We start from the raw sequence: 24,364 nt of genomic DNA on the forward strand, positions 1-24,364 counted from the left end.
CCGTGAAGCAGAAAGCCACCAATCCAAACTGCACTTCATGTGGGTGTTTGTTGAGCGAAGCCACCCGTGCTGGCAGTCGTTGCTTGCCTTGCAAGCGAAAGCTATATCATGCTAGCCCATCTTATCAAGCAAGCCTTGCTAAGAGACGCGAGGCATATGGCAACCAGCAAGAGCAGATTCGCAGAAAGGAATTAAGGTCAGAAAATCCAATCAAGGTAATGCTGACCTGGGCTGCTCAAAGGGCCAGCAAACGGGGTATTGAATTTTCAATATCAGCTACTGACCTAGAAATTCCAGCGGTGTGCCCATTGCTGGGAATCCCGCTTTTTATAGGCGACAAGACCAAGAAAATAAACAGCCCCAGTATCGACAGAATCGATAATTCCAGAGGGTATGTGCCTGGAAATGTGAGAATCATTTCCAACCTGGCCAATTCCATGAAGGGTGGGGCCAGTCGCGAACAGCTTGAAGCTTTTGCTAAAAACATCGCCGCCTACCTGGCATCGGCGAAATGACCAAGTAGGCGGACTTTTTAAACTCTTAGCGCTCCTACGAGCACCCCAAAGGTATGAAACACATTACGGACGAAGAATTGAACCGGTGGCTGGCCGACGCCTCGGGCGAGGGCTGCCAAAGCTGGTGCGCGCAGGCCGTGCCGCGCTTGGTGGTGGCGTTGCGGGAAGCGCGCAAACCAGTAGCAGCCCCCGCAGCGGCGGGCCGGCCCTGGGAGGCGCCCGTTGTTATCGACGGCAGCACATACACGCTGGACGAGGTACGCAACTACCTGAATATGCGCAGCGCCAATCCTTACCTGGAGGCCGCGCTGGCCATGCTGGATGCCAAAGCCGACGCCCTGGCCGCCACCCCCGGCGCCCCGGCTGCCCTCGAAGCGGGTGGGGCGAACAAGCCGCATTATCGCATCGACTGGCCTTTGCTGACGAAAGCGCAGGACGCCGCCCAGCACGCTTTTGAGCAAATGAAGCGCCTGAATACACCGGAATCGCTTAAAGCGCTAGATGAGGCCACGAAGTACCGGGATAGCTGGGCCGGACATTACCTGTGCCGCTTCCTGTCGAATTACGCGCCCGCCGCTCCTGTCTCCCCCGTCGCTGCCGCACCGGAGGCGGCCGCAACCATGGAAGGGAGCCCGAGCAATGGCTGACCTGCGCACCCTCTCCCTCTACCTGCCCCACCACACCACGGTAGAGGCCCCCGGCCTGGGCCGCGGCCTGCTGCACGGCTTGCCCAGCCACCACATCGGCGACGGCGGCCAGCTGGCCAGCGTGCGCTTCGACCGCGAAGGCAGCGACTTCCCGGACTGGTACGAGCTGGAACGGGTGAAGCCGGTGCTGTACAGTTCTGATGACAAAGACGAATTGCTTAAGCCATTCATTTACAACGGCCTCAGCTTTTCTGCCTATCAACTAACAGCTAAAAAGCTGGAGCAAATGGCTGCCATCGTGGACTACTGCCGCGCCCTGGGCATCGCCCTCAACCTCTCCCCTGACCAATACATCCGCAAGGAATTGAAATAATGGCTAACCAAAAACGCATTCTCGACCCTTGCTGTGGTTCGCGCATGATGCATTTTGACCGTGCTAATCCCGATGTGCTTTTCGGTGACCGCCGCGCCGAAACGATTACTGTCACCGACCGCTCACACGGCAAGGCTGATGGCACGCGCACCATTACGATAGCACCCGATACGCTACTCGACTTCCGCGCGCTGCCCTTCGCCGACGGTTCCTTTCACTTAGTAGCCTTCGACCCGCCCCACGTGGCACGTGGTGGGGAAGATTCCTGGCTGGTTGCCAAGTATGGCAAGCTAGGTCCCAATTGGCAGGACGATTTGCGAGCGGGTTTTACCGAGTGCTTCCGCGTGCTGGCTGCTAATGGTGTGCTGGTATTTAAATGGAATGAAACCCATGTCAAGCTATCCGAAGTGTTGGCCCTAACGCCACACCAACCCATTTTCGGTAACACTTCTGGCCGCAAGGCAGGGACGCATTGGCTTGTATTTATGAAGCCTGCAACCGGAGTTGTCGAAGGAAAGGAGGTAGCCAGTGCTCAATAACCTCATCGTATTCGACTTCGAAACCACGGGCCTGAATCCGTTCACCGACCACGTGACCGAGATTGCCGCCGTGCGCCTGCGGGGCGGCCGGGAAGTGGGCAGCTTCCACACGCTGGTGGCCTTCGGCGGCGAGGTGCCAGCCGATATCACCAAGCTGACGGGCATCACCACCGAGCTCTGCGCCAAGGGCCTGCCGCCCCGCACGGCCTTCGCCCTGCTGCGCAACTTCATCGGGGCCGACGTGCTGGTGGCCCACAACGCCGCTTTCGACGTGGCCTACCTCGAACAGATGTACGCCCGCTTGGGCGCATCGGGTGGCGTGAGCAACGACTTCCTGTGCACCAAGACGCTGGCTGTGGCCTGCGTGCACCCCGCCCCCGCCAACTACCGGCTGGGCACGCTCTGCCAACACTTCGAAATCGAGCTGACCGGCGCCCACCGCGCCATGAACGACGTGCGCGCCACGGCCAAGCTCCTCGACCTGCTGCGCGCCACCTACAACGAGGAGGGCACGGCGGCCCTGCTCAACTGCTGCGGCATGGGGCCGAAGCATCACCCCCAACGCGGGCTGCCGGCCCACGCCAAGCCGATTGTGCAATGAGCCAGGACACGAACCTCAACATGATTGACATGGTGGGTACCGCACCGCGTAATTGGGTGGTGCTGGCTATTCGCCACGAAAAGGGCCCCAATGGCGCTCCTTTCTACCGCGCTAACTGCCGTGGCTACACGATGCTTTTTGCGCAGGCTGGCCTCTACACCGAGGCTGAGGCCAAGGAGGCAGCATCTGGCATGGATGACATCATTCCGTATCATTTTGCTGCACCTGAGCTGCGTGCTTATCTGGAACGCTGGTGCTACATCCGACTCTCGGAGTTTGACCAATTCCACAAGCTGCGACTAGCTGAGTACAAGCTCGCCAAGCTCCTGCGCCACGCCAGCCACGGCACGCCCAACTGCGTGAACCTGCAAACCGTCAAGGCCGTGCTGGCAGAAACGGAGGTACCCCGTGGCTAAAGTCACCCTCTCCGATGAAATCGCCAGCCTCCAACGCGAGCTGGTCATGCGGCAGCGGGTGTACCCCAACCTGCGCCAAAACGCCAAAACCGTGCGGGAACGCGAGGAAATGCGCACCACCCACGAGCACGAAATCGCTTGCACCCAGGCCACGCTGGCCCGCCTACAAGCCATGGTTCCACAGCAAGCCGAGCTATTCCAATGAACCTCATCTTTCACGACCGTACTACCATAGCCCCCGAGCCCGGCGCGGCGGTGCTCACCATCGAGCGCAAGGGCAATTTCTATTTTTCGGCGGGTGCCGTGCGCCGGCTTGACCTTGTGGTGAACGGCCTGGCCATGCCCGTGCAGGACGCCGACAACAACCAGTGGTACATGCTGCTGGGCAGTGGGCCGGCCATGGTCAAGCACAAGCCCTTTCCGCTGCGGGCCGTGGGCGGGAAATCGGGCAGCCGGCTGGTGTTTAGCAGCACTACCCGGGCCCGCGCCTATTTCGAAGCGAACCACGTGCCCGATTCGGTGCACGCCGTGCACTTGCGCATTGAAACGCAGCCTTTCGAGCAGGACTTTGTGGGCAAGCTCTATCCGTTGCTGCCGGTTGGGAAACCCAGCCCAGCGGTGGCCATTGCCAAGGCGGTGGCAGCGGTGGGGCTGAGTAAGGCCGAGCAGCTGCCAACTGATGCGGAGACGGAGCAAATCTTGGAGCGCATCCGCGCCACAGTAAAAACCCTGTGGAGTGGTTTCCATGTGCGCACGGCCCAAGCCATTGATATAACCCGCGCCCTCGGCCTGCTGAGCAAGAATGAGGCGCTTCTGCCCAGCGTGAAGGGCGCGCCGGAGTTGTACGCTGCTTTGAAAGGAGACCGCAGCAATGGCTAACCTCCCCACCCTGCGCGACTACCAAACCACGGCCATCACCGACTGCGCCCGCGCCCTGGTGGCCCACCCCTCGGTGGTGCTGGTACTGCCCACCGGCGCCGGCAAAACCACCGTGGCGGCCGAAATGGCCCGCCGCATGGTCGGCAAGGGCAAACGCGTGTGGTTCGTGGCCCACCTGTTTGAGCTGGTTTCCCAAGCTCGAGCTCGGATGGAGCTGTTCGGCCTGACCGTGGGGTGCATCGCCGCCGGCTGGGAGTACCACCCCGCCCGGCCCGTGCAGTGCTGCATGGTGCAGACGCTCTCCAAGCGCATCGCCAAGCTGCCAGCCCACCAGCTGCCCGATTTTATCTTTTTCGACGAGGGCCACCACACGGCGGCCGGCACCTACCAACGGGTTATCGAAGCCGTTCCCAACGCCAAGCGCATCGGCCTGACGGCAACGCCGTTCCGGCTCGACGGCAAGGGCCTGCGCGAATGGTACGCCGACCTGGTGGCGCCCATCACGGCGGCCGAGCTGGTGGCCCGCGGCTACCTCGTGCCGGCCCGCTACTACGCCACCGAGGCCGACCTGGAAGGCATCGCCAAGCGCGGGGGCGACTACGCGGCCGACGAGCTCTACAAGAAGTTCAACAAGCGGGAACTCTACGCCGGCACCGTCATCAACTACCTCAACTTTGCCGAGGGCCGGAAGGCTATTGTGTTCTGCGTGAACGTGGAGCACTCGCTGCAAACCACCCAGGCTTTCCTCGACGAGGGCATTGCCTGCGCCCACCTCGACGGCAGCACGCCGGCGGCCCAGCGGGCCAAGGTGCTGGCCGAGTTTGCCGCCGGCCGGTGGCAGGTGCTCTGCAACGTAGCGCTGTTCACGGAAGGGTTCGACTTGCCCGACCTGGGCTGTGTGATTCTCAACCGGGCCACCCAATCGAAATCCCTCTACCTGCAAATGGTGGGCCGTGGCCTGCGCCCGGCGGCAGGGAAACAGCATTGTGTCGTGATTGACCACGGCGGCAACGTGAAGGCCCACGGTTTCTTTGATGACGAGGTGGAGCACAGCCTCGATGCGCCCGAGAAGAAGCGCAAGAATGCGGCCCTGGACGTGGCGCCCATCAAGTTCTGCCCGGGCTGCCAGCTCATCAACAAGGTGCAGGCCCGCGTGTGCGAGGAATGTGGGCATGAGTTTCCGGCGGCCGTGAAGGAAGCCAAGGAGGCCGAGTTCGTGGAGATTCAGCGCAAGACGACGGTGATTGGCGGGCTGACCGTTTCGGTGGTGGTCGACAAAAAGAAGGCGCTGCCGGCCGAGCTGGAGGGCGTGCCCATGTCGGCCATGAGCCGGGAACAGCTGCGCCAGGTGGCCCGCTTCCGTGGCTACCACCCGCGCTGGGTAGACCGCCAGATGGAGGTGCGGACCAAGTATGCAGAGAAGGGAGGGGTGGCGGCGTGAGACTCTGTAGCCTTTTCGCCGGCATCGGCGGCTTCGACCTCGCAGCGCGCTGGATGGGCTGGGCCACTGCCGTCATGGTGGAGTGGGACGATTTCGCCCGTCAGGTGCTGATTAAAAATTTCAAATGTGTGCCGGCTGAAAGCCTGAGCGCTGCGGAACTGGTCGCCATCATCGGCCGGTGGAAAGCATGGACGCCGGGCCAGCCCCATCCCCCCACGATTTTATATGGCGACATCTGCCACTTCGACGCCCGCCCTTGGCTGGGTGCAATCGACCTTGTTTGCGGCGGATTCCCCTGCCAGCCCTTTAGCCTTGCCGGCAAGCAACTCGGAAACGACGACCCTCGTGCGCTCTGGCCGCATTTCCTTAGAATCATTCGGGAGGTTCAACCAAGCCACGTCTTGGGCGAAAACGTTCGCGGCCTGCTTAGTAACGGGAGGGGGTTGGCATTCGAGGGTGTGTGTGTTGACCTGGAAACTGAAGGGTACGAAGTTCAACCGTTTCTACTTCCAGCTGCAAGCGTTGGAGCGCCGCACCACCGAGATAGGTTCTGGTTTGTGGCCCACGCCAACAGTGGACAGCGCCTCAGACAGGAATTCCAAGTACGCACAGGGTGGGATGCCACTGGCCTTCTTTGCGAAGCTGTTGCCAACGCCGGATGCCTCACTGGCGACCGGAGGCAAACTGACAAGTCTCGATGCGGTTTCGGATTCGGGCATGACAGCAGATGGCAAGAAACGGCAAATCAGCTTGCCGGACCGGCTCCGGAGGATGCTGCCGACGCCCACGGTGAACGGCAACAACAACCGGAGGGGCTCATCGAAGAAAGCGGGCGACGGGCTGACAACAGCCGCGAGGAATATGCTACCCACGCCTTGTGCACAGGATGCCAAGAATGCAACGTGTCCCGCGTCGCAGGCGACGCGGGACACGTTGCCGGGGGAAATCCATCGGCAGACGGGTGGCGGCTTACTGAACCCCCGCTTTGTAGCCCAGATGATGGGGTTCCCGCCCGACTGGTGCGAACTGCCGCAGACAAAAGAGCGGCAAAACGCCTTGCGCGTCGAATTAAAAAGCTTGCCACAGCAGAGCGAAACGGTAGCCTGAAATCCTATGGCAATGCCGTGGTGCCCCAATTAGTACATCGATTTTATCAAGCCATAGCGGCTACCGCATAATGATGGTTAGCTTATTCCCCCACATCAAAGCCACCACCGGCGGCCACGCCTGCCCCATTACGCAGGTGCTCGACTCCATCCGCGCCGGCAAGTGGCGCCGCGAAGTCGAGGCCGTGCGGGCCTGCCCGGCCGGCTCCAAGGAGTACGACGCGGCCAAAAAGTGCCTGCCTTACTTCACCACCTCGGGCACGTTCGAGCACCGCGCAAATGCGGGCCTGCTGGCCCACAGCGGCCTGATGAGCCTCGACCTCGACACCAAGCACAACCCCGACACCGACTGGGCGGCCACGCGTGCCGCCATCGAGGCCGACGAGCACACCTACGCCTGCTTTCTGAGCACGGGCGGCGCCGGGCTCTGCGTGATTGTGCCGGTGCCCACCTCGCACCACGTGGCCAGCTTCCGCGCCCTGGAGCGCTACTACCTCAACACGTTCGGCGTGAAGGTGGACAGATTGCCCGACGTGTGCCGCGCCCGCTTCATCAGCTACGACCCGGCCCTCTACCACAACCCCCACGCCGACACCTTTGCCGAGCTGCTGGAGCCCGAAGCGCCCAAGCCCATTCCGGCCCGGGCCCCCGCCCCTGCCGCCCTGCCGGCCGACCCGCGCGCCGATGCCGAGACGCTGCTCATCGCCATCGGCGTGAAGATGGTGCGCGAAGCGGTGGACGGCAGCAAGCACGCCAAGGTGCGCGACGCGGCCTACCTGCTGGGCGGCTACGTGGGCTCGGGCTACGTCGACGAAAGCCGGGCCTTCGATGCGCTGCTGGCGGCGGTGCTGGCCAAGGAGAACGTGGCCTCGCTGCGGAACGCGGAAGAGGCCATCCGCTCGGGGCTCAAGAAAGGCGCCCAGCGCCCCATCCTGCCCGACTGGCTGCAGTACAGCGCCCGTCAGGAAGTTCGGGCCGCCGCCGGCAACCCGGGCGTGGTGCTCACGCTGGCCCACAAAATTTCGGTAGCCTCCCACGTGCCGGTGCCCGGCATCTCGGCGGCACTCGACCTCATCGCCGAGGAGCAGGCCCGGCAGGTGCGCCTGCTCACCTTCTGGAACGTGACCGACCCCGGCCAGGACAAGCCGCTGAAGGTGAGCCTGAGCCTCGACAAGTTCACGGCCTGGCTCGGCGAGGAGGGCTTCGCCAAGTACCGCGCCGGCGGCGACTACGCCACGGTGCGCGTGGTGGCGGGCGTGGTGCACGAGGTCGACCGCGGCCAGCTCTTCGACCACGTGCTGGGCTACCTGGCGGGCCTGCCCTACGAGTACGACGGCATCTACGGCTTTCAGGTGCGCGAGTTAGTCCTCAGCCTGGAGCGCAAGCTGTTCGACGAGCGCTTCCTGCAGGCGCTGCCCACGCTGGGCGCCGACTTCGTGCGCGACACGGCCACCACGGCCCATTATTTCTTTCGCAACGGCTGGGTGCTGGTGCAGGCCAGCGGCATCACGCTCCACGACTACACCGAGCTGCCGGGCCTCATCTGGGCCGAGCAGGTCCGCGCCCACGAGTTCCGCCCGCTGTTCGGGTTGGAAGCCAAGGCCTGCGACTTCCACCGCTTCACCCTGAACGTGAGCGGCGGCCAGGCCGACCGGCTGGCCCTGCTGCGCTCGGCCCTGGGTTACCTGCTGCACGGCTACAAGGAAGAGGCCAACGCCAAGTGCATCATTTTTGTTGACGAGGTGGCCACCACGGGCAAGCCCGATGGGCGCACGGGCAAGTCTTTGCTCATCAAGGCCGTGGGCGAGCTGGTGAAGGTGACCACGATTCCCGGCGCCACCTTCCGGTTCGAGGACAGCTTCCGCTTCCAGCGCATCCACGAAAGCACCCGCGTGGCCTACTTCGACGAGTGGGACGGCCGCCGCCTGCCGTTCAAGAAGCTGTTCACCGAGATAACGACGGAGCTGGCCGTGAACCGCAAGAACCACGCGGAATTCACCATTCCGTTCGAGCGCAGCCCCAAGTTTGCCATCACCACCAACGACGTGGTTTCGGGCGAAGGCGGCAGCCACGAGGGCCGCAAAATTGAGATACCCCTGGCCCCCCACTACTCGGCCCGGCACACGCCCATTGACGAGTTCGGCCGCGGCTTTTTCGCGGATGGCCAGTGGGATGCCGAGGATTGGAACTACTTCTTCAACCTGGCCCTGGGCTGGGTGCAGGACTACCTGGCCGCCGGCCGCCAGCTCACCCAGCTGGCCAGCGCCGCGCTCGACGCGCGCAAGCTGGAGGACTCGACGAGTCCGGAGTTTTTGGAGTTTGCCAAAGAGGTGCGGGAAATAGGCAGTGGCGACATTTTAGACCCGGTGCTGTGGGCTGACACGATGTTTCAAAAATTTTTAGCCTACTCCGGTGAGGCGCAGCATCGCTTTCCCATGCGCCGCTTTTACCAGTGGATGGCCAAGGTGGGCTTTATGCGCAAGCAGTGGAAAGGACAGGGCATCAACCGCGACAAGCCCTACTTCGAAGCCCCCGTATCAGCAGCATCTGAGTAGTCTGGGGTTTTTCGGGGTTGGAAATCGAAAAACCCCAGACTACCAATTAAAAATCAATACGTTATGCGACAAAAAACGACATCAGACAGTGCTCCAAAACTTCCCTATACAAATTTGTATTTTTCTTATATTCGCGATTATATTTTAAAAAATAATACAATTTATAAGCTGCAGTTTTAAAGCTGTCCCAACAACACAAAAAACAACATTTAACTAATTGAAATTCAAATCACTGCCTGGGGTTTTTGAAGTTCTAACCCCGAAAAACCCCAAGCCCATGCAAACTGCCAAGCCCCAGCGCCAGCCGGCCCCACTCGACCTCTCGGCTGCCCCGGTTTTCTACGTCACCAACAATGGCCGCTTTTGCGCCACGTTCGCCGCCGAGTACCCCGCCCTGCTGGCCGAGGTGCACCGCGCCATCACGTGGGAAGAGGCCTGGGCCGCCCACATCGCCGGCCACGAAATCATTGTGGACCGCCCGGGCACCCAGCACTGCGTGCTCTTCACCGTGGCCCGCGTGCACGATGGCTTTCGCCGCATGATTGCCCTGCACTACAACACGGTCATTTCCTAGCCATGGCCGACACGACCGCCCCCGCCCTCACCGAAGCCCGCCTGCAGCAGGAGTGCGGCAACTGGCTCAACAAACACCACCGCTACGCCTACCAGCTGTTCTGGCACACGCCCAACGGCGAGGCCCGCGACCGCATCACCGGCGCCCGCCTCAAGGCCATGCACGCCAAGGCCGGCGTGCCCGACTGCTTCCTGGCCTGCCCCCAGCACGACCCCGCCGGCCAGGTGCTGGCCCACGGCCTCTTCATCGAATTCAAGACGGCCACGGGCAGCCTCAGCGCCCACCAGAAAACGATGATGGCCGCCCTGACCCAGGCAGGCTTTCGCGTCGAAGTGGTCCGCACCGTCGAAGAATTCCAAGCCCTGCTCACCGCCTACCTCGCCTGACCCATGCCCCTCATCGACAACACCCCCAAGCTCACTGCCCGGACCGGCGACGCCGCGGCACCGAGTGCCGCGCATCGGGAGGTGTTGCCGCGCGCCGTCCCGACCGTTACGATTTATGCGGACGGCTTTAGTTGCCTCAATGCCGAGGCCTCCAGCCTGGTGGCCCGGTTTGCCAACGCGAGCCTCTGCCTGCACGCGCCCAAGCCCGTGCGGCCCGGCCGGCACCCCAAGCTTTGGGAATTGAGCGCCGGCCGGTGCGTGGCCCTCTCGGCACACCCCGACAAGCCGGCCCAGCTCCGCTTCCGGGTACCACCCGCCGAGGCGCCCCCCGCTGGCCGCTACCTGCTGCTGCCCCTTGCCGGGGAAACGCAACGCTACAGCCTGCTGCCCGGCTAGCTGCGCCGTGTGCCTTTGGCAGGCCCAAAAAGCCGCTTTTGTTTCGGGCCGGGCCCTGATTTGCGTTGTCGAACGCAACCCCCAGAGCCCGAAACCATGCCCACCCCGCACCGCGCCCACTTAGTTGGCTGCCCCACCCCGGGCAGCGCCTTCGTTCTTGAAAGCCGCCTGCTCAAAGCCTACGCGGCCCAGCTGCCCGCCCTCACGCGCCGGGTGGCCCACATCGAGGCCCTGTGCCTGGCCGCCTTCGGCCCCGCCGTGGACCGCTACAACCGTCCGCTGAGCGAAGCCGCCGCCGACCGCCAGACCGCCAACCGCCTCGAACGCCTCACCGACGTGGTGCCCGAGTTGCTGCGGATGCTGCTGCCGCACGAGCAGCAAGCTGTGGCCCCGCTCCTGCTGGAGGCCAACGACCTGGCCGCCTTTGCCAAAGCCGTGATGGCCTACAACGGCGCCGGCAATGCGCTCTACAACCGCGAGCCCGAGCCCAAGCTCTCCGATGCCCGCACCTTCGACGTGGCGGCCAAGGTGCTCGGCTTCGGCAAGCTGGCCCAGGCCGGCACCGCCCAGGCCACGGCTGCCAGCCGCCAGCTGCGCGGCCTGCTCCCCACTGGTGGCCCGCCCCTGGTGCTGGTGCCGCCCACGCAGGCCAAGCCCGGCCGCCTGCGCACGGCCAAGCGCCGCCGGGGCGTGCACCCGCTGACGTTGCCCGGGCAGCTGTGTTTCATGTGGCCCCCGGTTTCGGCTGCGCGGGCGTTGGAGGCAGGTTTGTAGCATGGAGGCAGATGCCGAATTGACGGACAAGCGCCAGCGCTTCATTGATGAATACCTGCTTGATTGCAACGCCACCCAGGCGGCAATACGGGCGGGGTATGCGCTTTCAGGCGCCCGGCAAGAAGGCAGCCGCCTGCTGTCAAATGCTGACATTCGGGCCGAAATCAACAAACGGCTGGCTGAGGCGGGGATGCCCGCAGAAGAGGTTATAAAGCAATTCGTTGACATTGCCAAAACGCGGCTGAACGACTACTTGCAGGTAGTAGTGCGCGAACGGGGCACGAAGATTCCGCAGCCGCTTGCTGAAGCCATAGCTGAGCTAGATGAGAAGATACTCTTCGAGGAAGAGTTCACCGTTCGCTCCATTCATGTCCTTCAACTGTCTGCCAAGGAGGCTGCCAAGTATCAGGCGGGCCGCAGGCAGCATGTGGATGCTATGCGGTTGTCGAAGCTGCGGTATGAGATTGAGCTAAGCAAGAACCCCGATGCGACGCGCCTCATAGACGGCCCGCCGGAAACATATGAGGCAGTAGAGCTTGATATGGTGGCGCTGGCCAACGCCCAGGATTTAGGCCGCATCAAAACGCTTTCCTACACCGAGTTCGGGCCCAAAGTAGAGATGTACGCTGCCGATGGTGCACTGCGTGACTTGGGCCGCGTACTTGGCATTTTCGAGAAAGACAACCGGCAGACTGCTGGCACGGACGTAGAAATCATCATCGGTGGTAGCCCAGAAACGCCAGACGCTTAGGCTGCACATCGGCCCCAGCGCCTGCGCCCCCAAGTTCCGGCCCTACCTGCGCGACAGGAGCCGGCACCTGCTGCTGTGGGGCGGGCGTGACAGCACCAAGAGCGACTTCGTGGCGCTGGAGCTGCTGTTGAGCTGCCTGCAAGACCCGTACTTCCTCTGCGTGCTGATTCGGGAAAAACAGAACACCATTGCCGATAGCCAGATTGCCACCCTGCGCAAGGTGGCCGAACGCGAAGGCCTGGCACCGTTCTTCCGCTTTCCGCAGGGGCCGTCGGCCGTGCTCGAAATCAGCTGCAAGCTCAACAAAAACAAGTTCATTGGGCGCGGCACCGACGACATGGACCGGGTAAAATCGGTGTCGGACCCGACCTGTGCGTGGTACGAGGAAGCCAACCAGATAGCCAAGGACGATGCCGACGTGGTGAGCACCACGTTGCGCACATCGCACCCTGGCGCGGTGATTCGGGAAATCTACAGCTTCAACCCCGACCACAAAGAAGACTATAAGCAGTTCTGGATTTGGAAGAAGTTTTTCGACGCCACGGGCAACCCCAACGGCACCACCTTCGACGGCCAGCTGTCCGTTGACATTGATGGGCAGCTGGTGCGGCAGTCGTTTCGGGTGCTGCACTCCACGGCCCAGGACAATCCGTGGTGCCCGCCTGACCGCAAAGCCACTTACAAACGCTATCAGTTTACCGACCCCTACCGCTACCGCGTGTGGTGGGAAGGCCTGTGGGCTAGTCGCCAAACCGGCAACGAGTTCTACCCCCAGTTCAAGCGCGCCACCCACACCGGCGCCGTGCCCTACCTGCCCGGCCTGCCCATCTGGCAAAGCTGGGACGCCAACTCCCTGCCCTACTGCGCCATGTTCTGCGGGCAGAACGACGACCGCCGCCACCTGCCCGGCGGCAAGCGCACGCTCCGCATCTTCCACGAGTACGCCATCGGCAGCCCCAACAGCGGCCTCAGAAACACCGGGCACGCCTTCCTGAAAGACCGGCGGGCGTTCAAGTGGATGGATTCGGCCGTCATGCTCACCGGCGACGCCAGCATGCGGGCCCGCAAGCCCTCGGACGAGCGCAGCACGGCCCTGGGTGATGTGCTGGCCGCGCTCAATGGCTTCACCGACACGGACGGGAAGCCAGTGCCCGGCTGCCTGAACGGGCGCTCCGATAGCTTCTGGCCCAAGCGCAACCCCGAGGTGGAGCGGCGGCGCGACTTCGTGAACTACGTACTGGCCGGCGGCTTTCGGGAAGTGGAGGTGCAGATTGACGCCACGGCCTGCCCCAAGCTCATTGCCGACCTGGAACTGGTGCAGAAGGGCATCGACGGCAAGCACAAAGAGCTGTACGACGACAAGGCATTGGGCGTGAAGTACCAGAAGCTGGGCCACTTTAGCGACGTGTTCGACTACTGGCTGTGCACCATTCTGCAGCCGGAGTACGAGGCGTTCAAGGCGGGGCGAGGTGGGTGATTTCGGGCCAGGCAATTGGCTCGCCCACTTTTGAATCACCAATCATTCACCAACCCCAAACACCACATGAAGACCTTTGTGCTTCTGCTGCTGGGGCTACTCTGTAGCTTCGCCGCCCCGCCCGGTGCATTCGCCACCGCAAGTACGCCCGCTGTTAAAGCGGCCGTTATCTACAAGCAGATTCAGGCCGTACAAGTCGCCATTGCTGCCACAGCAGCCGAGGCGTCTGCCGTCCGCATTACGCCTGTGGAAAGCCCGGCACCGCCAGAGCTTACTGACGTTGTACTGAACGCAGAGCGTAGCGGAGCCACCAAAGCTATTTACCTTTCAATGTCGGGGGCTCCGTTGCGAGTACGACCTGGTTGGCGTCGCCCGGTTGGCGCAACTTACACTCGATACAAAGCTGCTGCGCTTCGGAATAGTTAGTAAAAGCCCCGCCTCGGAGAAGTTGGCGGGGCTTTTTCGTGTCGTTTCCGGCCGGGCCTTGTCACCCCGCTACTTTGTGCCACGCCCGTAGCCCATGACGCCCGACCAAAGCATCCCCCTCGTTTCCGGCATCCTGCTCGCCGGCCCCAGCGCCTGGCACCCCGATTACGACCGGGTGGTGAAGTATGCCGACCTGTGCCGCCGCTTCGCCACGGGCGACGTCGAACCGCTGCTGCGCACCTACTGGGAGGGCGAAGCCGAGGAACAGCTGCAGCGCCTGTTTCGGCTCTACGTGCCGACCTGCGAAAGCGCCTGGGGCGAGCTGGCCACGCAGTTCTACAAAGTCGCCCGCTTACGGGATGGGCAAGTAGAGCGCAAAATCGTCTACGACGAAGCCGCCGGGGAAGCCGAGCGCGCCCGCTGGACCGCCCGCCTCACGCAAGCACTCAGCAGCTACTACAACAACCGGCCCCTGCAGGACTACCTGGCTGAGCACCTGGCCCAGACGGTGGCCCTCACCGACCCCAACGCCTGGCTGCTCACGGCCTTCGACGCCTTCGACTACCGCACCCAGCAGGCCCGCCCCTACCCGGTGCTGCTGCCCTCTTCGGCCGTGGTGCACTTCACCCGCTCGGCTGGGGAGGTCACCAGCCTCACGGCCCGCTACGCCATCCGCAGCGCCGACAACACCGAAACGCTGCACCGCTACACCACCTACCTGCCCGACCACGCCGTGGACTTCTGGCCGGTGGACAACAGCGGCAACCACACCATTCCCGACGGGCCGGAGTACGCAACGGGCACGGTCTACAACGGCGACAAAATCGCCTACCACTACCAGGTATTGGAGCACGGCGCGGGCCGCGTGCCCGCTTCCCCGCTGGGCTACATTCCCGACCAGAACGCCCGTGGGCTGGTGTTCCTCTCTCCGTTGCACCGCGCCATCAACTGGTTGAAGCTGGAGCTAAAGACGGGGCATGAGTTGCAGATTGTCATGCGCAACATGGCCATGCCGCGCCAGCTGGAATACACCCAGCCGTGTACCGGCATTGAGGCATTGGGGGGCTGTGCCAACGGCCTGTGCCGCAACCCCAGCCCGACCAACCCCAACGACTTCCGCTGCCCCAAATGCCACGGCTCCGGCATTGAGCCCATCAGCAAAAGCGCGTCGGACGTCATCAAGGTGCCGCTTTCGCCGGACCCCACCGAGAACAAGCTCAAGCTGACCGACATGCTGGCCTTCATCGGCCCGAGCCCCGACATTCCGACGTTTCAGCTCAAGTTTCAGGACTGGATTAGCGACAAGGTGCAGGCGGCCGTGTTCGGCCGGCAGGCGCTGCAGAAAACCAGCGGCCCGATGACCGCCACCGAGATAGCCGACCTGGCCGACCAGAAGGCGGTTGCGCTGGGTCCGTTTGCCGACTGGTTCAGCGGCACCTACGTGCACCACGGCATGGTGTGCGGCACCTACGTAGACGCGGGCAAGGGACTGAGCCTGATTTACGACTTCCCCGACGGGCTCGACCTCAAGAGCGAATCCGACCTCTACGCCCAGCTCAAAGCGGCTGTTGAAGCCGGGGTGCGGCCCGACGAAATCACGCGCATCCAGAACGCCATCATGCGCAAGACGCATGCCAGCGACCCGGAGGCCATGCGCCGCTACCTGGTGCGCTCGCGCTTCATCCCCACGCTGGGGCTGAGCGACGACGTGGCCTTCAAGGTGTTTGCGCTGGGCAAGATGACGGAGGACGACTTTATTACCCGCTTCAATGCCGACCGCATCTTCATGGATGCCGAGGCGGCCAACACCAATTTCTACAACCTGAGCGCGGAGGCCCAGGCCGCCGCCGTGCAAGCTCAGGTGGACCTCATCAAGGCCAAGCTGCCCGCCGGTGGCGTGGCATCCGGGAGCTTCGGGCGGCTCAGTGTTTCACCTGTAACGGCTGCTGCCACTGCGTAAGATGACCAAGATTTTCTTTGATACCGAGTTTACCGGACTACATAAGAACACCACGCTTATGTCCATTGGCCTAATTGACGAGTTTGGCGATACATTCTATGCCGAACTGACGGACTATGACGAAAGCCAGGTCAACGAGTGGTTGCGTGAGAATGTGATTGCCAATTTCAGGCTGAACGACCAACAGGCGGGGCAATTCTTTGTCGAGCAAGACGAGCTTTCGCTATGCAAGGCAACGACCATTCGCGCTACCAAAAACGAAGTAAACACTGCGCTAATACTATGGCTGGCTAATCAGGAGGTGCGCAAAGGGCCGATTCAAATGTGGTCAGATTGCTTGGCTTACGACTGGGTTCTGTTCAACGACCTGCTAGCCGACTACACCAATGGCTACCCGCAACTACCCGCGCAGATACATTATATCCCAATGGATATATGTCCGCTGTTTGAAATGAAAGGGGTTAACCCTGATATAAGCAGGGAAGAATACTCAGGCCGCAAAGCTTCTTATTGGACCGGCAGCAAGCATAATGCCTTGCACGATGCGCTAACAATTAAGGATTGTTACTACAAGCTGCAAAATGAAGACCCTACTGCGTAAGCTGCAAGCCTGCTGGCATCTGTTGCGCGCACCGCGCTACTTTCTTTACACTGCCCTTGATGCCGAGGCTAACCTACACCGCTGGAACTACTCCGAAAAGGTATTGGGCGGGGATGTTAGCAACCTTTTGGCTTTCGGTGTAGAAATTGGAAACGATGACCAAGAGGCAACCGAGGGCATAGCCGCCTTGCTGAATGATGCAGGCGGGATACGCCCCGCCGCACAATGGCCTGACGAATGACCACCGACCCACAAGACGCCGCCCGCAAGCGCAGCAACGCCATCCAAGTGCTGGAAGACGCGCTAAAGCAGCACGTCGAAGAAGCCCAGCGCCTGCTGTGGGAAGGGTTGCTGCAGCGGCTCAAAGACCTGCACGCCGACGCCTCCCTGCTGCCCGTGCTGCTGCAGGAGTACGCCAACACGGTACTGGCGCCCCTGGCCGCGCTCTACGGGCAAAGCCTGCTGAACCTACCAGCCTTGCAGCTCGATTACTTCGCTGCGCTGGGCCTGGCCGACTACCAACGCCTACGCGCGCCGCTCACCACCTTCCTTACGGCCCGGTTGGGCCTTGATGCCCAGGGCAACCTGCTGCCCGGCGGCTACCTTTCGGCTACCATGGGCGTAGTGAAGGACCGACTCAGCCAGCAGGTGCTCACGTACGCTTTCCAAGCCCAAGCCAGCGGAGCGGGTATAGACGCCTACCGGGACGGCTTGAATATGCTTGTTGTAGGCAATGGCACGGCGCTAGGCGTAGTGCAGGAGCTATACAAGTCGGCGGGTGATGATTTCAGCCAAGCCGACCGGATGCTGCAACACCTGTCCGGCAAAGAGCTTGGCTTGCGAGCGGCGTTGTACCAAGGCGGCGTCATGGCCCATACCCGTGCCTTCTGCGAGGTGCGCAACGGCCGTGTGTTCGTTGATTTCGAGATAGCCAAGTTCGGCACCAAAGCCGACCCCTACGGCGGCTACACCAACAAAGCCGAGGGGCTGTTCGCGGGCAAGCCCGACCCCTATGACCCCTATAGCGACTGCGGCGGCTACAACTGCCGGCATACCTGGCACTACATTCCAAACGCAACTGCGCTGCGCATGCGGCCAGATTTAGGGGAGAACGACAAGGGTGAATTGTTCATCAAGCCAGTATCTTAGCCCCATGGAACTCAACGACGCCCAGAAAGCCACCTTCATTTACGAAACCTTCCTGCAAGCCAGCAAGGAGCCCGACCTACGCCCGGCCGACGGGGCCACGCTGCTGGCCCAGGTGCAAGGCTGGAAGGGCGGCCTGTTCCTCGACTCCCTGCAAAAGGTAGCCCAGCAGCGGCAGCTACAGGGGAAGCGGCCCACAGGGAAGAACCTGATGCGGCGGCTGTTTCAGAAGTAGTATATTTGCACTGTTCGGCCACGCCTGCGATAGACAAGCAGAAACAGCCAGCATTAAGCCCCGCCCCGAAAGGAAGCGGGGCTTTTTCGTGCCCTACCGCATCCCCAGTTCCCGCAGCGTCTCCTGTACCTCCAAGTCCCACAGCAGGCGGCCCAGGTCCAAGGAGATGCCCAGGCCGCCGGGTAGCGGGGTAACGGTGACGTCCAGCGGCGGGCGTGGTTTGAGGCGACGGCGGAGCGGTTGGCGCATTTCGGGCAGCGGGGAGAGGCGGGGGAGGTTTGGGGTCACAAGATACTCCTTCACCTCAAGCCCTTGCCCAATGACTGAAACCAAAACCAAGGTGGCCGCCGCCCCCGCGCCCGGTTCGCCCGACTTCGACGTGGACAACGCCCCGCAGGAAGAATACGACAAGCACATTGCCATTCTCAAGCGCCGTGCTGATGTAGCCGCCCTGACCGCTTCGCCGCTTACGACCGTGTCGGCAACAACCGAGCAGGCCGCCGTCAACGCCGGCCCTGTACAGTCCGTGCCAATGGAGGCCAAGCACGACAGCCTGACCGGCCAAGTGCAGGAACTGCCTGCCAAGGTCTTCGGCCTACTCAGCGAGGAAGACAAAGCCCGCTTCACCGCCGCCGATGCCCCCAAGCCGGCCGACTTGCCCCAGGCCTAAGCCATGAGCAAGCCCGTCGAAACCCCGACCCACAAGGTGCGCCTCAAAACCAGCGTGGGGCACTACGAGCACGTCACCGAGGCCAAGCTGGAGCAGATGCGCCAAGCCTTCGGCCCGCGCCACTTCGCTCGCAGCTACGAGGTGGTGGCCCTGGCTGAAAAGCCCGCCGACCTGGCTACCAACACTGAGAAACCCGCCAAGGCCGACAAGGCCGAGGCCAGCAAGTAAGACCGAAGCCCGGGCCGGTTGCCCGGGCCTTTGGCCGCTCAAGTTGACGCGGTTGCTATCCTAATGGCTTAGGCCCCATCATGGAAGACCAATTTAAACGCCTTGTCGGGCAGGTTGCCCGAGCGCTGAATCTTTCAGCCGAAACCGTTGCCGATTACGCTGAATCGGATGAAGCCATCAAAGGCTTGTCGAAAGCATTCAAAGACAACCGCGAAACCTTGGACACGGCCGGCTACCAGCGGGCCGAGGGCAAGATTAAGCAGGACGTAGAGAAAGCCCTCAAAGCGCGCGGCGTAGAAGCCCCGTCCTTCGACAAGCTCACCGATGCCTTAGACCAGCTCGAAACCACCGCAGCCAGCAAAGGCGGCGGCACGCTTTCCGACGAAGACGTTCTGAAGCACCCCGCCGTGAAGCGGGCGCTCACAGAGGCCGAAAACGAGAAGATGCGCGCCGTAGATGCCGCCAAAAAGGAAGGCGATGAAGAACTGAGCCAGAAGCGCGCTGCCTTCCTCAAAGAGCAGCAGGATGCCCAGGTAGAGCAGAAAGCCCGCGCAATCATTGCCGAGTTGAACCCCAACCTGAACCCCGACAGCGCCAAGGCCCAGCGGCAAATTGCCCGCCTGGTGGCCGACATCAAAAACGGCCACTACAAGCAGGAAGCCGACGGCACGCTCACCCCCATTGATGCCGAGGGCAAGTACCTCGACAACGGCGCGGGTGGCAGCAAGTCGTTTGCCGAGCATGTGCGCGAGGTGGTGACGAGCGAATACGATTTGCCCGCAGCCGAGAAGCGCGACCATGTGCCTACTGGCACCCCGGCCGCCGCCAAAGCCACGGGCATCAAAACCAAAGAGGAATTTGACGAGGCCTACGTGAAGAACATGGCCGACCCCAAAGCCCTCGAAAAGTTGGAGGCTGACTACCCCGACTTCGCCAAACAATAACCGCTGCCCAGCCGGGCGGCACTTCCCCTTAACTTCCAATGGCAGCAACCGCCGGCGTTTTTACGCCCTCCACCCTGGCCACCATCGTGCGCGCCAGCAACGACATCTTCAAAAACACGCCCGACCTGTACGCTCCGAAAACGGAGGTGCTGAACGAAATCGTGAAGATGCAAACCGCCAACGTGACCCCGGTCACGGGCTCGGCCATCAACAAGGTCAAGGTGGCCTGGCAAGACAGCTCGGCCATCGTGGCCGGCTCCTGCGCCCCCGCCTGCGACCTTGACGGCCCCGAAACTGGCACCGACGGCGTGGAAATGACGCTGAACTACTGCAGCCACACCAGCTTCAAGAAAGAGGTGATTGTGGGCGACAACCCCTACGGCCTGTATCAGAACGGCGTGATTGGCTATGCTCAGTCGGTGGCCCAGGACATCATGCGTGCCAAGCAGGTGATTCAGGAAGATGCCGCGTTGAAGATGCTGGCCAAGCTGGCCACCTTCGCCGGCGTGAATGCCGATACCACCGGCCAATACGGCGCCACGGTAACGGGCACCAACACGACCATCCCCGCCGCCAACTGGAACGAGGGCCTGTTTCCCTTCCTGCAAATGGAGGCGCAGATTAACCGCATGGTGCGCCCCTACATTCTGGATGGCGTGCAAAACGGCCTGTACCTGCGCCGCCTCAACGCCATCCCGAACGCGCTGAACGACTCGCAGCGCGACCAGCAGGCCAAGTTCAATCTGATTGAGGCCGTGTTCGACTACTTCACCTTCGCCGCCGCCGGTCTGGTGAACACCGACTTCGTGGTAGACGGCACGGCCGTGGCTTTCGCAGCCCGGAACCAGTACGCCGTGGGCGCCGTGGAATCGCCCCAGGCCGACCACACGGTATTTGCCATCCCCGGCGCCATCAGCCAGGGCATGGACGGTCAGAACGTGGGCACGAGCCTGTTCAACATCGACGTGGAAGTACAGCGCAAGTGCGAAACCGTAACCCGCGCCGGCCGCACGGTAAAGCGCTGGTTCGACGTGTACGACTTCACGCTGCCTTACTTCGACCTGCTACACGACCCCTACCGTTTGGGCGGCAGCACGAACACGGGCGTGCTGAAGGTGACCAAGGTATAATTACCCATCCGCTCTGCTACGAAAGCCCCGGCCCGCAATGGCTGGGGCTTTTTGCGTCTGGTTTCCGGCCGGGCGCCTTCCCAGCGGTATTTCGTAGCATGCCAACCGAGCCGCTGAACTGCCTTGAATCCCTGGTGGGCCTTGCGCCTGCCGCGCTGCCCTGCTTCCCCCTGCCCAGCGGCGACACCGACTGGATTACCGCCAGCAGCCGCGCGGGCTCGGCCGGCGGGGCGGTGTACGTGAGCCAGCTGGCCGGCCTGAACTTTCAGCCCGCCAAAGCTGACCCCCCCACCGACGTGTACGACCGGCTGGGCAAGGCCCGCAACAGCGCGGCGGCTTACGTCCGGACGGCCATTCAGCAGGCCCGCGGCTACGGCTTCGGAGCCGCCCTGTTCAGCGCCAGCGGCCAACTGGGCAAGGCCGGCAACGGCAGCGTGTACCAAGGCGCAGCAGCCCTCACGCTCACCACGAACTACGTGGAGGGCGGCGGCTACAAGGTGACGGCCCTGGCGCTGCAAACGACCGTTACCGTGGCCGACGTGGCCATTCAGCTCGACGGTGTAACGGTGGCCACCATCACCACGAACGCCCCGCTGCAATCCATCACGCCCTTCGTCATTCCCTTCGACGGCGCTGTGCACCAGCTCGTGCCGGTGGGCCTGCCCGACGGCGTGCGCCCGCTGACCGGCCAGCTGTTCTGTACCACCGGCTGCAACAGCATGGGCCCCGGCACTTTCGGCGGCTCCGTGGCCCGCGGGCTCTCCGGCGTCACCAGCAGCACCCCCAACGCGGGCTTTTTGCTGCGGGTGCAGGAGGTGTGCACGGCCGAAGACGACGTGCTCTGCTACGCGACGACGGCTAGTGCGGAGCTGGCCGATTCGCTGGCCCGGGCCGTGCAGGCCATGGCTGGCTACTACTTCCTGATGGATTTGTTCAGCCAGGCCAACTACTCGCGCTACACGCTGCTCGACCAGAAGCAGATGGACTACCTGGCCAACACACAGTTCAAGCCCTACGCCGACCAGATGATTGCCTGGCTCTCCCAGCCCCAGGGCCTGGGTCGGCTGAAGCACCCCTGCTACACCTGCCAGCCCAACCCCTACGGCCCGCGCCTGGCCAAAACCGCCTAATGGAAACGCTGCCCCAAAAGCTCGCCCGCACCAAGGAAGCGGTGCTGCAGGCCGGCCCCCGGCTGGCGCTGCTCTACGCCACGACCGTGCTGGCGTTGGTGACCTTGCGCATTCAGTCGCAGGGCCTGACGGGCAAGCACTACAGCCCGACGCTGATTCCGACCTTTTTCTTTGGCAAAGAGGCGCTGAACGCGGGCGGCCGGGCCTACATCAAGAAGAACAAGCTGGGCAACTGGGCCGGGCTCCGGGCCGCTGAAGGCCTGCAAACGGCCTTTGTGGACCTGACGCACTCCGGCCGGATGATGCGCAGCCTGGCTGTGACGGGCAAGGGCGCCAACGGGGCGGTGTTTCTGGCCGCCATCGTCGCCGCCGACCAGGAGAGCGCCACCAAGGTAGAGCGCAACCTCGCCCGCTACGGCAACTGGCTCCAACCTCTCCCAAGCGAAGCCGCCGAAGCGCAAGCGGCCGTGGCAGCGGAGCTACAGCGCATCACCAAGCAGATTCTGGAAGCATGAAGAAGCTACGCGACGATGAGTGCATTCACGAACAATACACCATCCCCATTTTCGAGGTAAAACTGCATGTATTGGTGGCCAATGACATGGCAGCGGCCTGGGGCATCCTGTGGCCCGAGATAGGCCTACCCGACCCGGCGGCTTTTGGGCTGTTCTGGTTTGAGGAAAGCACACGCACGGCCTACATGGGCCTGCGGGGCGACGCCAACGCACAAACCGTGGCCCACGAAGCGCTTCATATCACGCACGCCATCCTGGAGAACATCGGCCACAAGCCCAGCTACACCAACTCCGAAATCGAGTGCTACCTGCTGGGCTACATCGTGAACCTAGCCACGCCCACCAAGAAAGATAAGCGCATAAAACACCCCGCCCTGTGACTGAAGCCCTTGCCGACCTGCTAGCCGACCGCATCCGCCCGCTCCCCTTTGCCGAGCGCGTGGTGGGACTGGCGCGCCCGGTCGATACGCTCACCAGCGACGCCTTCGAGGGCAAGGAGCAGCCGCGGCGCCTCAAGACGCCCATGCCGGTGGCTTACCCCGCCGGCACGGCCGCCTGCGACCGTGACGAGCGCTACTTGCTGCCCAGCCGCGAAACCAATGGCATCTTCTTCTTCGAGGACCGCGGCACCGTCTCGCGCCCCATCGTGGCCGGGCTGAGCGAGTCCGAAAGCACGCTGCTGCTATTGGGCTGGCTCAACCACGAAGCGCCCAACGTGCCCACCGAAAACCAGGCCATCGACGCGCTGTGGAAGGCTCTCAAAATCGGCCCGGCCCGGCTCACTGCTGGCGACTACCAGGGGCTGGGCATCACCGCCACCGTGCTGCCCGCTGAAGCGGCCCTGTTCACCAAATACACCTACGCGGCCGAGGTAGACCCCATGCTCTACCCGCCCTACCGGCTGATAGGGCTGGAGCTGAAATGCCGCTACCGCCTCAAGCCCATTTGTGTGCCCGCGCCGCCCGCCGAAGAAGTGCCGGCCGGGCTGCTTCCCCTATTGCTTAACGGCCCGCTTGCATGAGTACGACCCTAACCCTTGCCTATTGGATTGACGCCCTGCTGCTGGCCGCCTTGGCCTACTGCTGGGCCTCGGTACTGGTGCAGCCCGGGATGCTGCTGGCGCCGGTGCAGGCGTGGGTGCGGCGCCTCCATCGGCGGGCTTGGTTTTACTTCTACATCGAAGGCAGCCCTGGCCATGTAAATGCCGGGCAAATGGAGGTGGAATACTATGCCGGCCACGACCTCGACAATCAGTGGTGGTGGGCGCCGCTGTGGGGCTGCTTCAAGTGTGTGGCTGGCCAGTGGGCTTTTTGGGGCTACCTGCTGCTGTTTCCGCTCTCGGCTTACCACCTGCTGGCTCACCTGTCTTTCGTGGCCGTCACCATCCTTATCAGCATCCTGCTCAACAAATGGAGCCAGTAACCCCGACCATCATTTCCCCGCCCGTCGACTGCGAGAGCTTCACCACGCCCGACGGGACTACCTACACCCGCACCGACACGCTGGCGCTGGGCCGGGCGCGCCTGTTGCAGCGGTTCCAAACCGAGCTGCAGTTCGGCACCAGCATTCCGGCCCTGCAAAAGCTGGTCATGGAAACCTACGCCGCCTACAATTCCCGCCGGGATGTGGACGGGGCCCAACTGCTGGGCAGCCTGAAAGATCGGCTGGACCTGCTGGGGCAGAACCGCATGCGCGAGGCCGAAATCGTGGCCCTGTTCTACAACGCCCCCGACGAAGACCCCACCAGCTACGACCACGCCGCCATCACGCAAAAGGTCAACGTGGCATGGAGGGCCATAGATGCGGATTTTTTTACCCATGCAGCCTTCAAGCTATTGCTGCGTACCGCGACACACTACCCAAGTCTGGAAAATCTGGCAACGCCGGAACCGTCGGCCCCCGGCTTGCCGACCGCTTAGCCGCCGACGAAGAACACTGGTCGGAAGTCC

33 protein-coding genes are annotated in these 24,364 nt (G+C 62.7%); 32 read left to right on the top strand and 1 reads right to left on the bottom strand.

All coding sequences use genetic code 11. The features are described from left to right. Window positions 1–2 precede the first annotated feature (2 nt). The 22 genes from I2I01_RS04170 (at window position 3) to I2I01_RS04275 (ending at window position 17,798) form a co-directional block, all read left to right on the top strand. Window positions 3–515, top strand: coding sequence for a hypothetical protein (locus I2I01_RS04170; protein WP_196285151.1), 513 nt, complete (start codon window positions 3–5; stop codon window positions 513–515). Window positions 516–568: 53 nt separating this feature from the next. Continuing rightward, window positions 569–1,162, top strand: a complete 594-nt coding sequence (locus tag I2I01_RS04175) for a hypothetical protein (RefSeq protein ID WP_196285152.1) — start codon at window positions 569–571, stop codon at window positions 1,160–1,162. Beyond that, window positions 1,155–1,535 carry a hypothetical protein gene (locus I2I01_RS04180; RefSeq protein WP_196285153.1) on the top strand — a complete coding sequence of 127 codons (381 nt, stop codon included), beginning with the start codon at window positions 1,155–1,157 and terminating at the stop codon, window positions 1,533–1,535. Before I2I01_RS04175 ends, I2I01_RS04180 begins: the two co-directional genes overlap by 8 nt. Then, the gene (locus tag I2I01_RS04185) at window positions 1,535–2,074 is read left to right on the top strand and encodes a class I SAM-dependent methyltransferase (RefSeq protein ID WP_196285154.1); all 540 of its coding nucleotides are present in this window, start codon (window positions 1,535–1,537) and stop codon (window positions 2,072–2,074) included. The genes I2I01_RS04180 and I2I01_RS04185 overlap by 1 nt, the downstream gene beginning before the upstream one ends. Beyond that, on the top strand, window positions 2,064–2,675 hold the full coding sequence (locus I2I01_RS04190; protein ID WP_196285155.1) for a 3'-5' exonuclease: 612 nt from the start codon (window positions 2,064–2,066) through the stop codon (window positions 2,673–2,675). Before I2I01_RS04185 ends, I2I01_RS04190 begins: the two co-directional genes overlap by 11 nt. Next, entirely contained in the window at window positions 2,672–3,091 is a 420-nt protein-coding gene (locus I2I01_RS04195) for a hypothetical protein (protein WP_196285156.1), read from the top strand. The genes I2I01_RS04190 and I2I01_RS04195 overlap by 4 nt, the downstream gene beginning before the upstream one ends. After that, window positions 3,084–3,296 (top strand): hypothetical protein, encoded by a 213-nt coding sequence (locus I2I01_RS04200; RefSeq protein WP_196285157.1) that lies wholly within the window; start codon window positions 3,084–3,086, stop codon window positions 3,294–3,296. The genes I2I01_RS04195 and I2I01_RS04200 overlap by 8 nt, the downstream gene beginning before the upstream one ends. Continuing rightward, window positions 3,293–3,970, top strand: coding sequence for a hypothetical protein (locus I2I01_RS04205; RefSeq protein WP_196285158.1), 678 nt, complete (start codon window positions 3,293–3,295; stop codon window positions 3,968–3,970). The genes I2I01_RS04200 and I2I01_RS04205 overlap by 4 nt, the downstream gene beginning before the upstream one ends. Then, entirely contained in the window at window positions 3,963–5,411 is a 1,449-nt protein-coding gene (locus tag I2I01_RS04210) for a DEAD/DEAH box helicase (RefSeq protein WP_196285159.1), read from the top strand. Before I2I01_RS04205 ends, I2I01_RS04210 begins: the two co-directional genes overlap by 8 nt. Before the next feature lie 53 nt (window positions 5,412–5,464). Next, window positions 5,465–6,589: a DNA cytosine methyltransferase gene (locus I2I01_RS23640; protein ID WP_394369258.1), complete on the top strand. Its 1,125-nt coding sequence runs from the start codon at window positions 5,465–5,467 to the stop codon at window positions 6,587–6,589. Between the two features lie 2 nt (window positions 6,590–6,591). Beyond that, window positions 6,592–9,072, top strand: a complete 2,481-nt coding sequence (locus I2I01_RS04220) for a BT4734/BF3469 family protein (RefSeq protein ID WP_196285161.1) — start codon at window positions 6,592–6,594, stop codon at window positions 9,070–9,072. 277 nt (window positions 9,073–9,349) lie between these two features. Next, window positions 9,350–9,646 carry a hypothetical protein gene (locus I2I01_RS04225; protein ID WP_196285162.1) on the top strand — a complete coding sequence of 99 codons (297 nt, stop codon included), beginning with the start codon at window positions 9,350–9,352 and terminating at the stop codon, window positions 9,644–9,646. A gap of 2 nt (window positions 9,647–9,648) precedes the next feature. After that, window positions 9,649–10,032 (top strand): VRR-NUC domain-containing protein, encoded by a 384-nt coding sequence (locus I2I01_RS04230; protein WP_196285163.1) that lies wholly within the window; start codon window positions 9,649–9,651, stop codon window positions 10,030–10,032. A gap of 3 nt (window positions 10,033–10,035) precedes the next feature. Further along, window positions 10,036–10,428: a hypothetical protein gene (locus I2I01_RS04235; RefSeq protein WP_196285164.1), complete on the top strand. Its 393-nt coding sequence runs from the start codon at window positions 10,036–10,038 to the stop codon at window positions 10,426–10,428. A gap of 96 nt (window positions 10,429–10,524) precedes the next feature. After that, on the top strand, window positions 10,525–11,202 hold the full coding sequence (locus I2I01_RS04240) for a hypothetical protein (RefSeq protein ID WP_196285165.1): 678 nt from the start codon (window positions 10,525–10,527) through the stop codon (window positions 11,200–11,202). A 1-nt stretch (window position 11,203) separates the two neighbouring features. Continuing rightward, entirely contained in the window at window positions 11,204–11,953 is a 750-nt protein-coding gene (locus tag I2I01_RS04245; RefSeq protein ID WP_196285166.1) for a terminase small subunit, read from the top strand. Continuing rightward, on the top strand, window positions 11,925–13,430 hold the full coding sequence (locus tag I2I01_RS04250) for a phage terminase large subunit (protein ID WP_196285167.1): 1,506 nt from the start codon (window positions 11,925–11,927) through the stop codon (window positions 13,428–13,430). Before I2I01_RS04245 ends, I2I01_RS04250 begins: the two co-directional genes overlap by 29 nt. A gap of 520 nt (window positions 13,431–13,950) precedes the next feature. Beyond that, entirely contained in the window at window positions 13,951–15,816 is a 1,866-nt protein-coding gene (locus tag I2I01_RS04255; RefSeq protein ID WP_196285168.1) for a hypothetical protein, read from the top strand. 1 nt (window position 15,817) lies between these two features. After that, on the top strand, window positions 15,818–16,417 hold the full coding sequence (locus tag I2I01_RS04260) for a 3'-5' exoribonuclease domain-containing protein (RefSeq protein ID WP_196285169.1): 600 nt from the start codon (window positions 15,818–15,820) through the stop codon (window positions 16,415–16,417). Then, entirely contained in the window at window positions 16,398–16,658 is a 261-nt protein-coding gene (locus tag I2I01_RS04265; protein ID WP_196285170.1) for a hypothetical protein, read from the top strand. The genes I2I01_RS04260 and I2I01_RS04265 overlap by 20 nt, the downstream gene beginning before the upstream one ends. After that, window positions 16,655–17,566, top strand: coding sequence for a hypothetical protein (locus I2I01_RS04270; RefSeq protein WP_196285171.1), 912 nt, complete (start codon window positions 16,655–16,657; stop codon window positions 17,564–17,566). Before I2I01_RS04265 ends, I2I01_RS04270 begins: the two co-directional genes overlap by 4 nt. 4 nt (window positions 17,567–17,570) lie before the next feature. Further along, window positions 17,571–17,798, top strand: a complete 228-nt coding sequence (locus I2I01_RS04275) for a hypothetical protein (RefSeq protein WP_196285172.1) — start codon at window positions 17,571–17,573, stop codon at window positions 17,796–17,798. Between the two features lie 93 nt (window positions 17,799–17,891). Here I2I01_RS04275 and I2I01_RS04280 read toward each other — a convergent pair whose 3' ends face one another. Further along, window positions 17,892–18,086, bottom strand: a complete 195-nt coding sequence (locus I2I01_RS04280) for a hypothetical protein (protein WP_196285173.1) — start codon at window positions 18,084–18,086, stop codon at window positions 17,892–17,894. Between the two features lie 31 nt (window positions 18,087–18,117). Here I2I01_RS04280 and I2I01_RS04285 point away from each other — a divergent pair, with 31 nt between their 5' ends. From I2I01_RS04285 to I2I01_RS04330, 10 genes are all read left to right on the top strand, one after another. Further along, window positions 18,118–18,468 carry a hypothetical protein gene (locus I2I01_RS04285; protein ID WP_196285174.1) on the top strand — a complete coding sequence of 117 codons (351 nt, stop codon included), beginning with the start codon at window positions 18,118–18,120 and terminating at the stop codon, window positions 18,466–18,468. Between the two features lie 3 nt (window positions 18,469–18,471). Continuing rightward, window positions 18,472–18,696 carry a hypothetical protein gene (locus tag I2I01_RS04290; RefSeq protein ID WP_196285175.1) on the top strand — a complete coding sequence of 75 codons (225 nt, stop codon included), beginning with the start codon at window positions 18,472–18,474 and terminating at the stop codon, window positions 18,694–18,696. Window positions 18,697–18,776: 80 nt separating this feature from the next. After that, window positions 18,777–19,640, top strand: coding sequence for a hypothetical protein (locus I2I01_RS04295; protein WP_196285176.1), 864 nt, complete (start codon window positions 18,777–18,779; stop codon window positions 19,638–19,640). A 38-nt stretch (window positions 19,641–19,678) separates the two neighbouring features. After that, window positions 19,679–20,770, top strand: a complete 1,092-nt coding sequence (locus tag I2I01_RS04300; protein ID WP_196285177.1) for a hypothetical protein — start codon at window positions 19,679–19,681, stop codon at window positions 20,768–20,770. Window positions 20,771–20,868: 98 nt separating this feature from the next. Then, the gene (locus I2I01_RS04305) at window positions 20,869–21,900 is read left to right on the top strand and encodes a hypothetical protein (RefSeq protein ID WP_196285178.1); all 1,032 of its coding nucleotides are present in this window, start codon (window positions 20,869–20,871) and stop codon (window positions 21,898–21,900) included. Next, window positions 21,900–22,415 (top strand): hypothetical protein, encoded by a 516-nt coding sequence (locus I2I01_RS04310; protein WP_196285179.1) that lies wholly within the window; start codon window positions 21,900–21,902, stop codon window positions 22,413–22,415. The genes I2I01_RS04305 and I2I01_RS04310 overlap by 1 nt, the downstream gene beginning before the upstream one ends. Further along, entirely contained in the window at window positions 22,412–22,795 is a 384-nt protein-coding gene (locus I2I01_RS04315) for a hypothetical protein (protein WP_196285180.1), read from the top strand. The genes I2I01_RS04310 and I2I01_RS04315 overlap by 4 nt, the downstream gene beginning before the upstream one ends. Continuing rightward, the gene (locus I2I01_RS04320; RefSeq protein WP_196285181.1) at window positions 22,792–23,436 is read left to right on the top strand and encodes a hypothetical protein; all 645 of its coding nucleotides are present in this window, start codon (window positions 22,792–22,794) and stop codon (window positions 23,434–23,436) included. Before I2I01_RS04315 ends, I2I01_RS04320 begins: the two co-directional genes overlap by 4 nt. Next, entirely contained in the window at window positions 23,433–23,837 is a 405-nt protein-coding gene (locus I2I01_RS04325) for a hypothetical protein (RefSeq protein ID WP_196285182.1), read from the top strand. The genes I2I01_RS04320 and I2I01_RS04325 overlap by 4 nt, the downstream gene beginning before the upstream one ends. Further along, window positions 23,825–24,334, top strand: coding sequence for a hypothetical protein (locus I2I01_RS04330; RefSeq protein ID WP_196285183.1), 510 nt, complete (start codon window positions 23,825–23,827; stop codon window positions 24,332–24,334). The genes I2I01_RS04325 and I2I01_RS04330 overlap by 13 nt, the downstream gene beginning before the upstream one ends. Window positions 24,335–24,364: the final 30 nt, after the last annotated feature.

Origin of the sequence: Hymenobacter properus, from assembly GCF_015694735.1 — a bacterium.
In the GTDB taxonomy this organism is placed as follows: Bacteria; Bacteroidota; Bacteroidia; order Cytophagales; family Hymenobacteraceae; genus Hymenobacter; species Hymenobacter properus.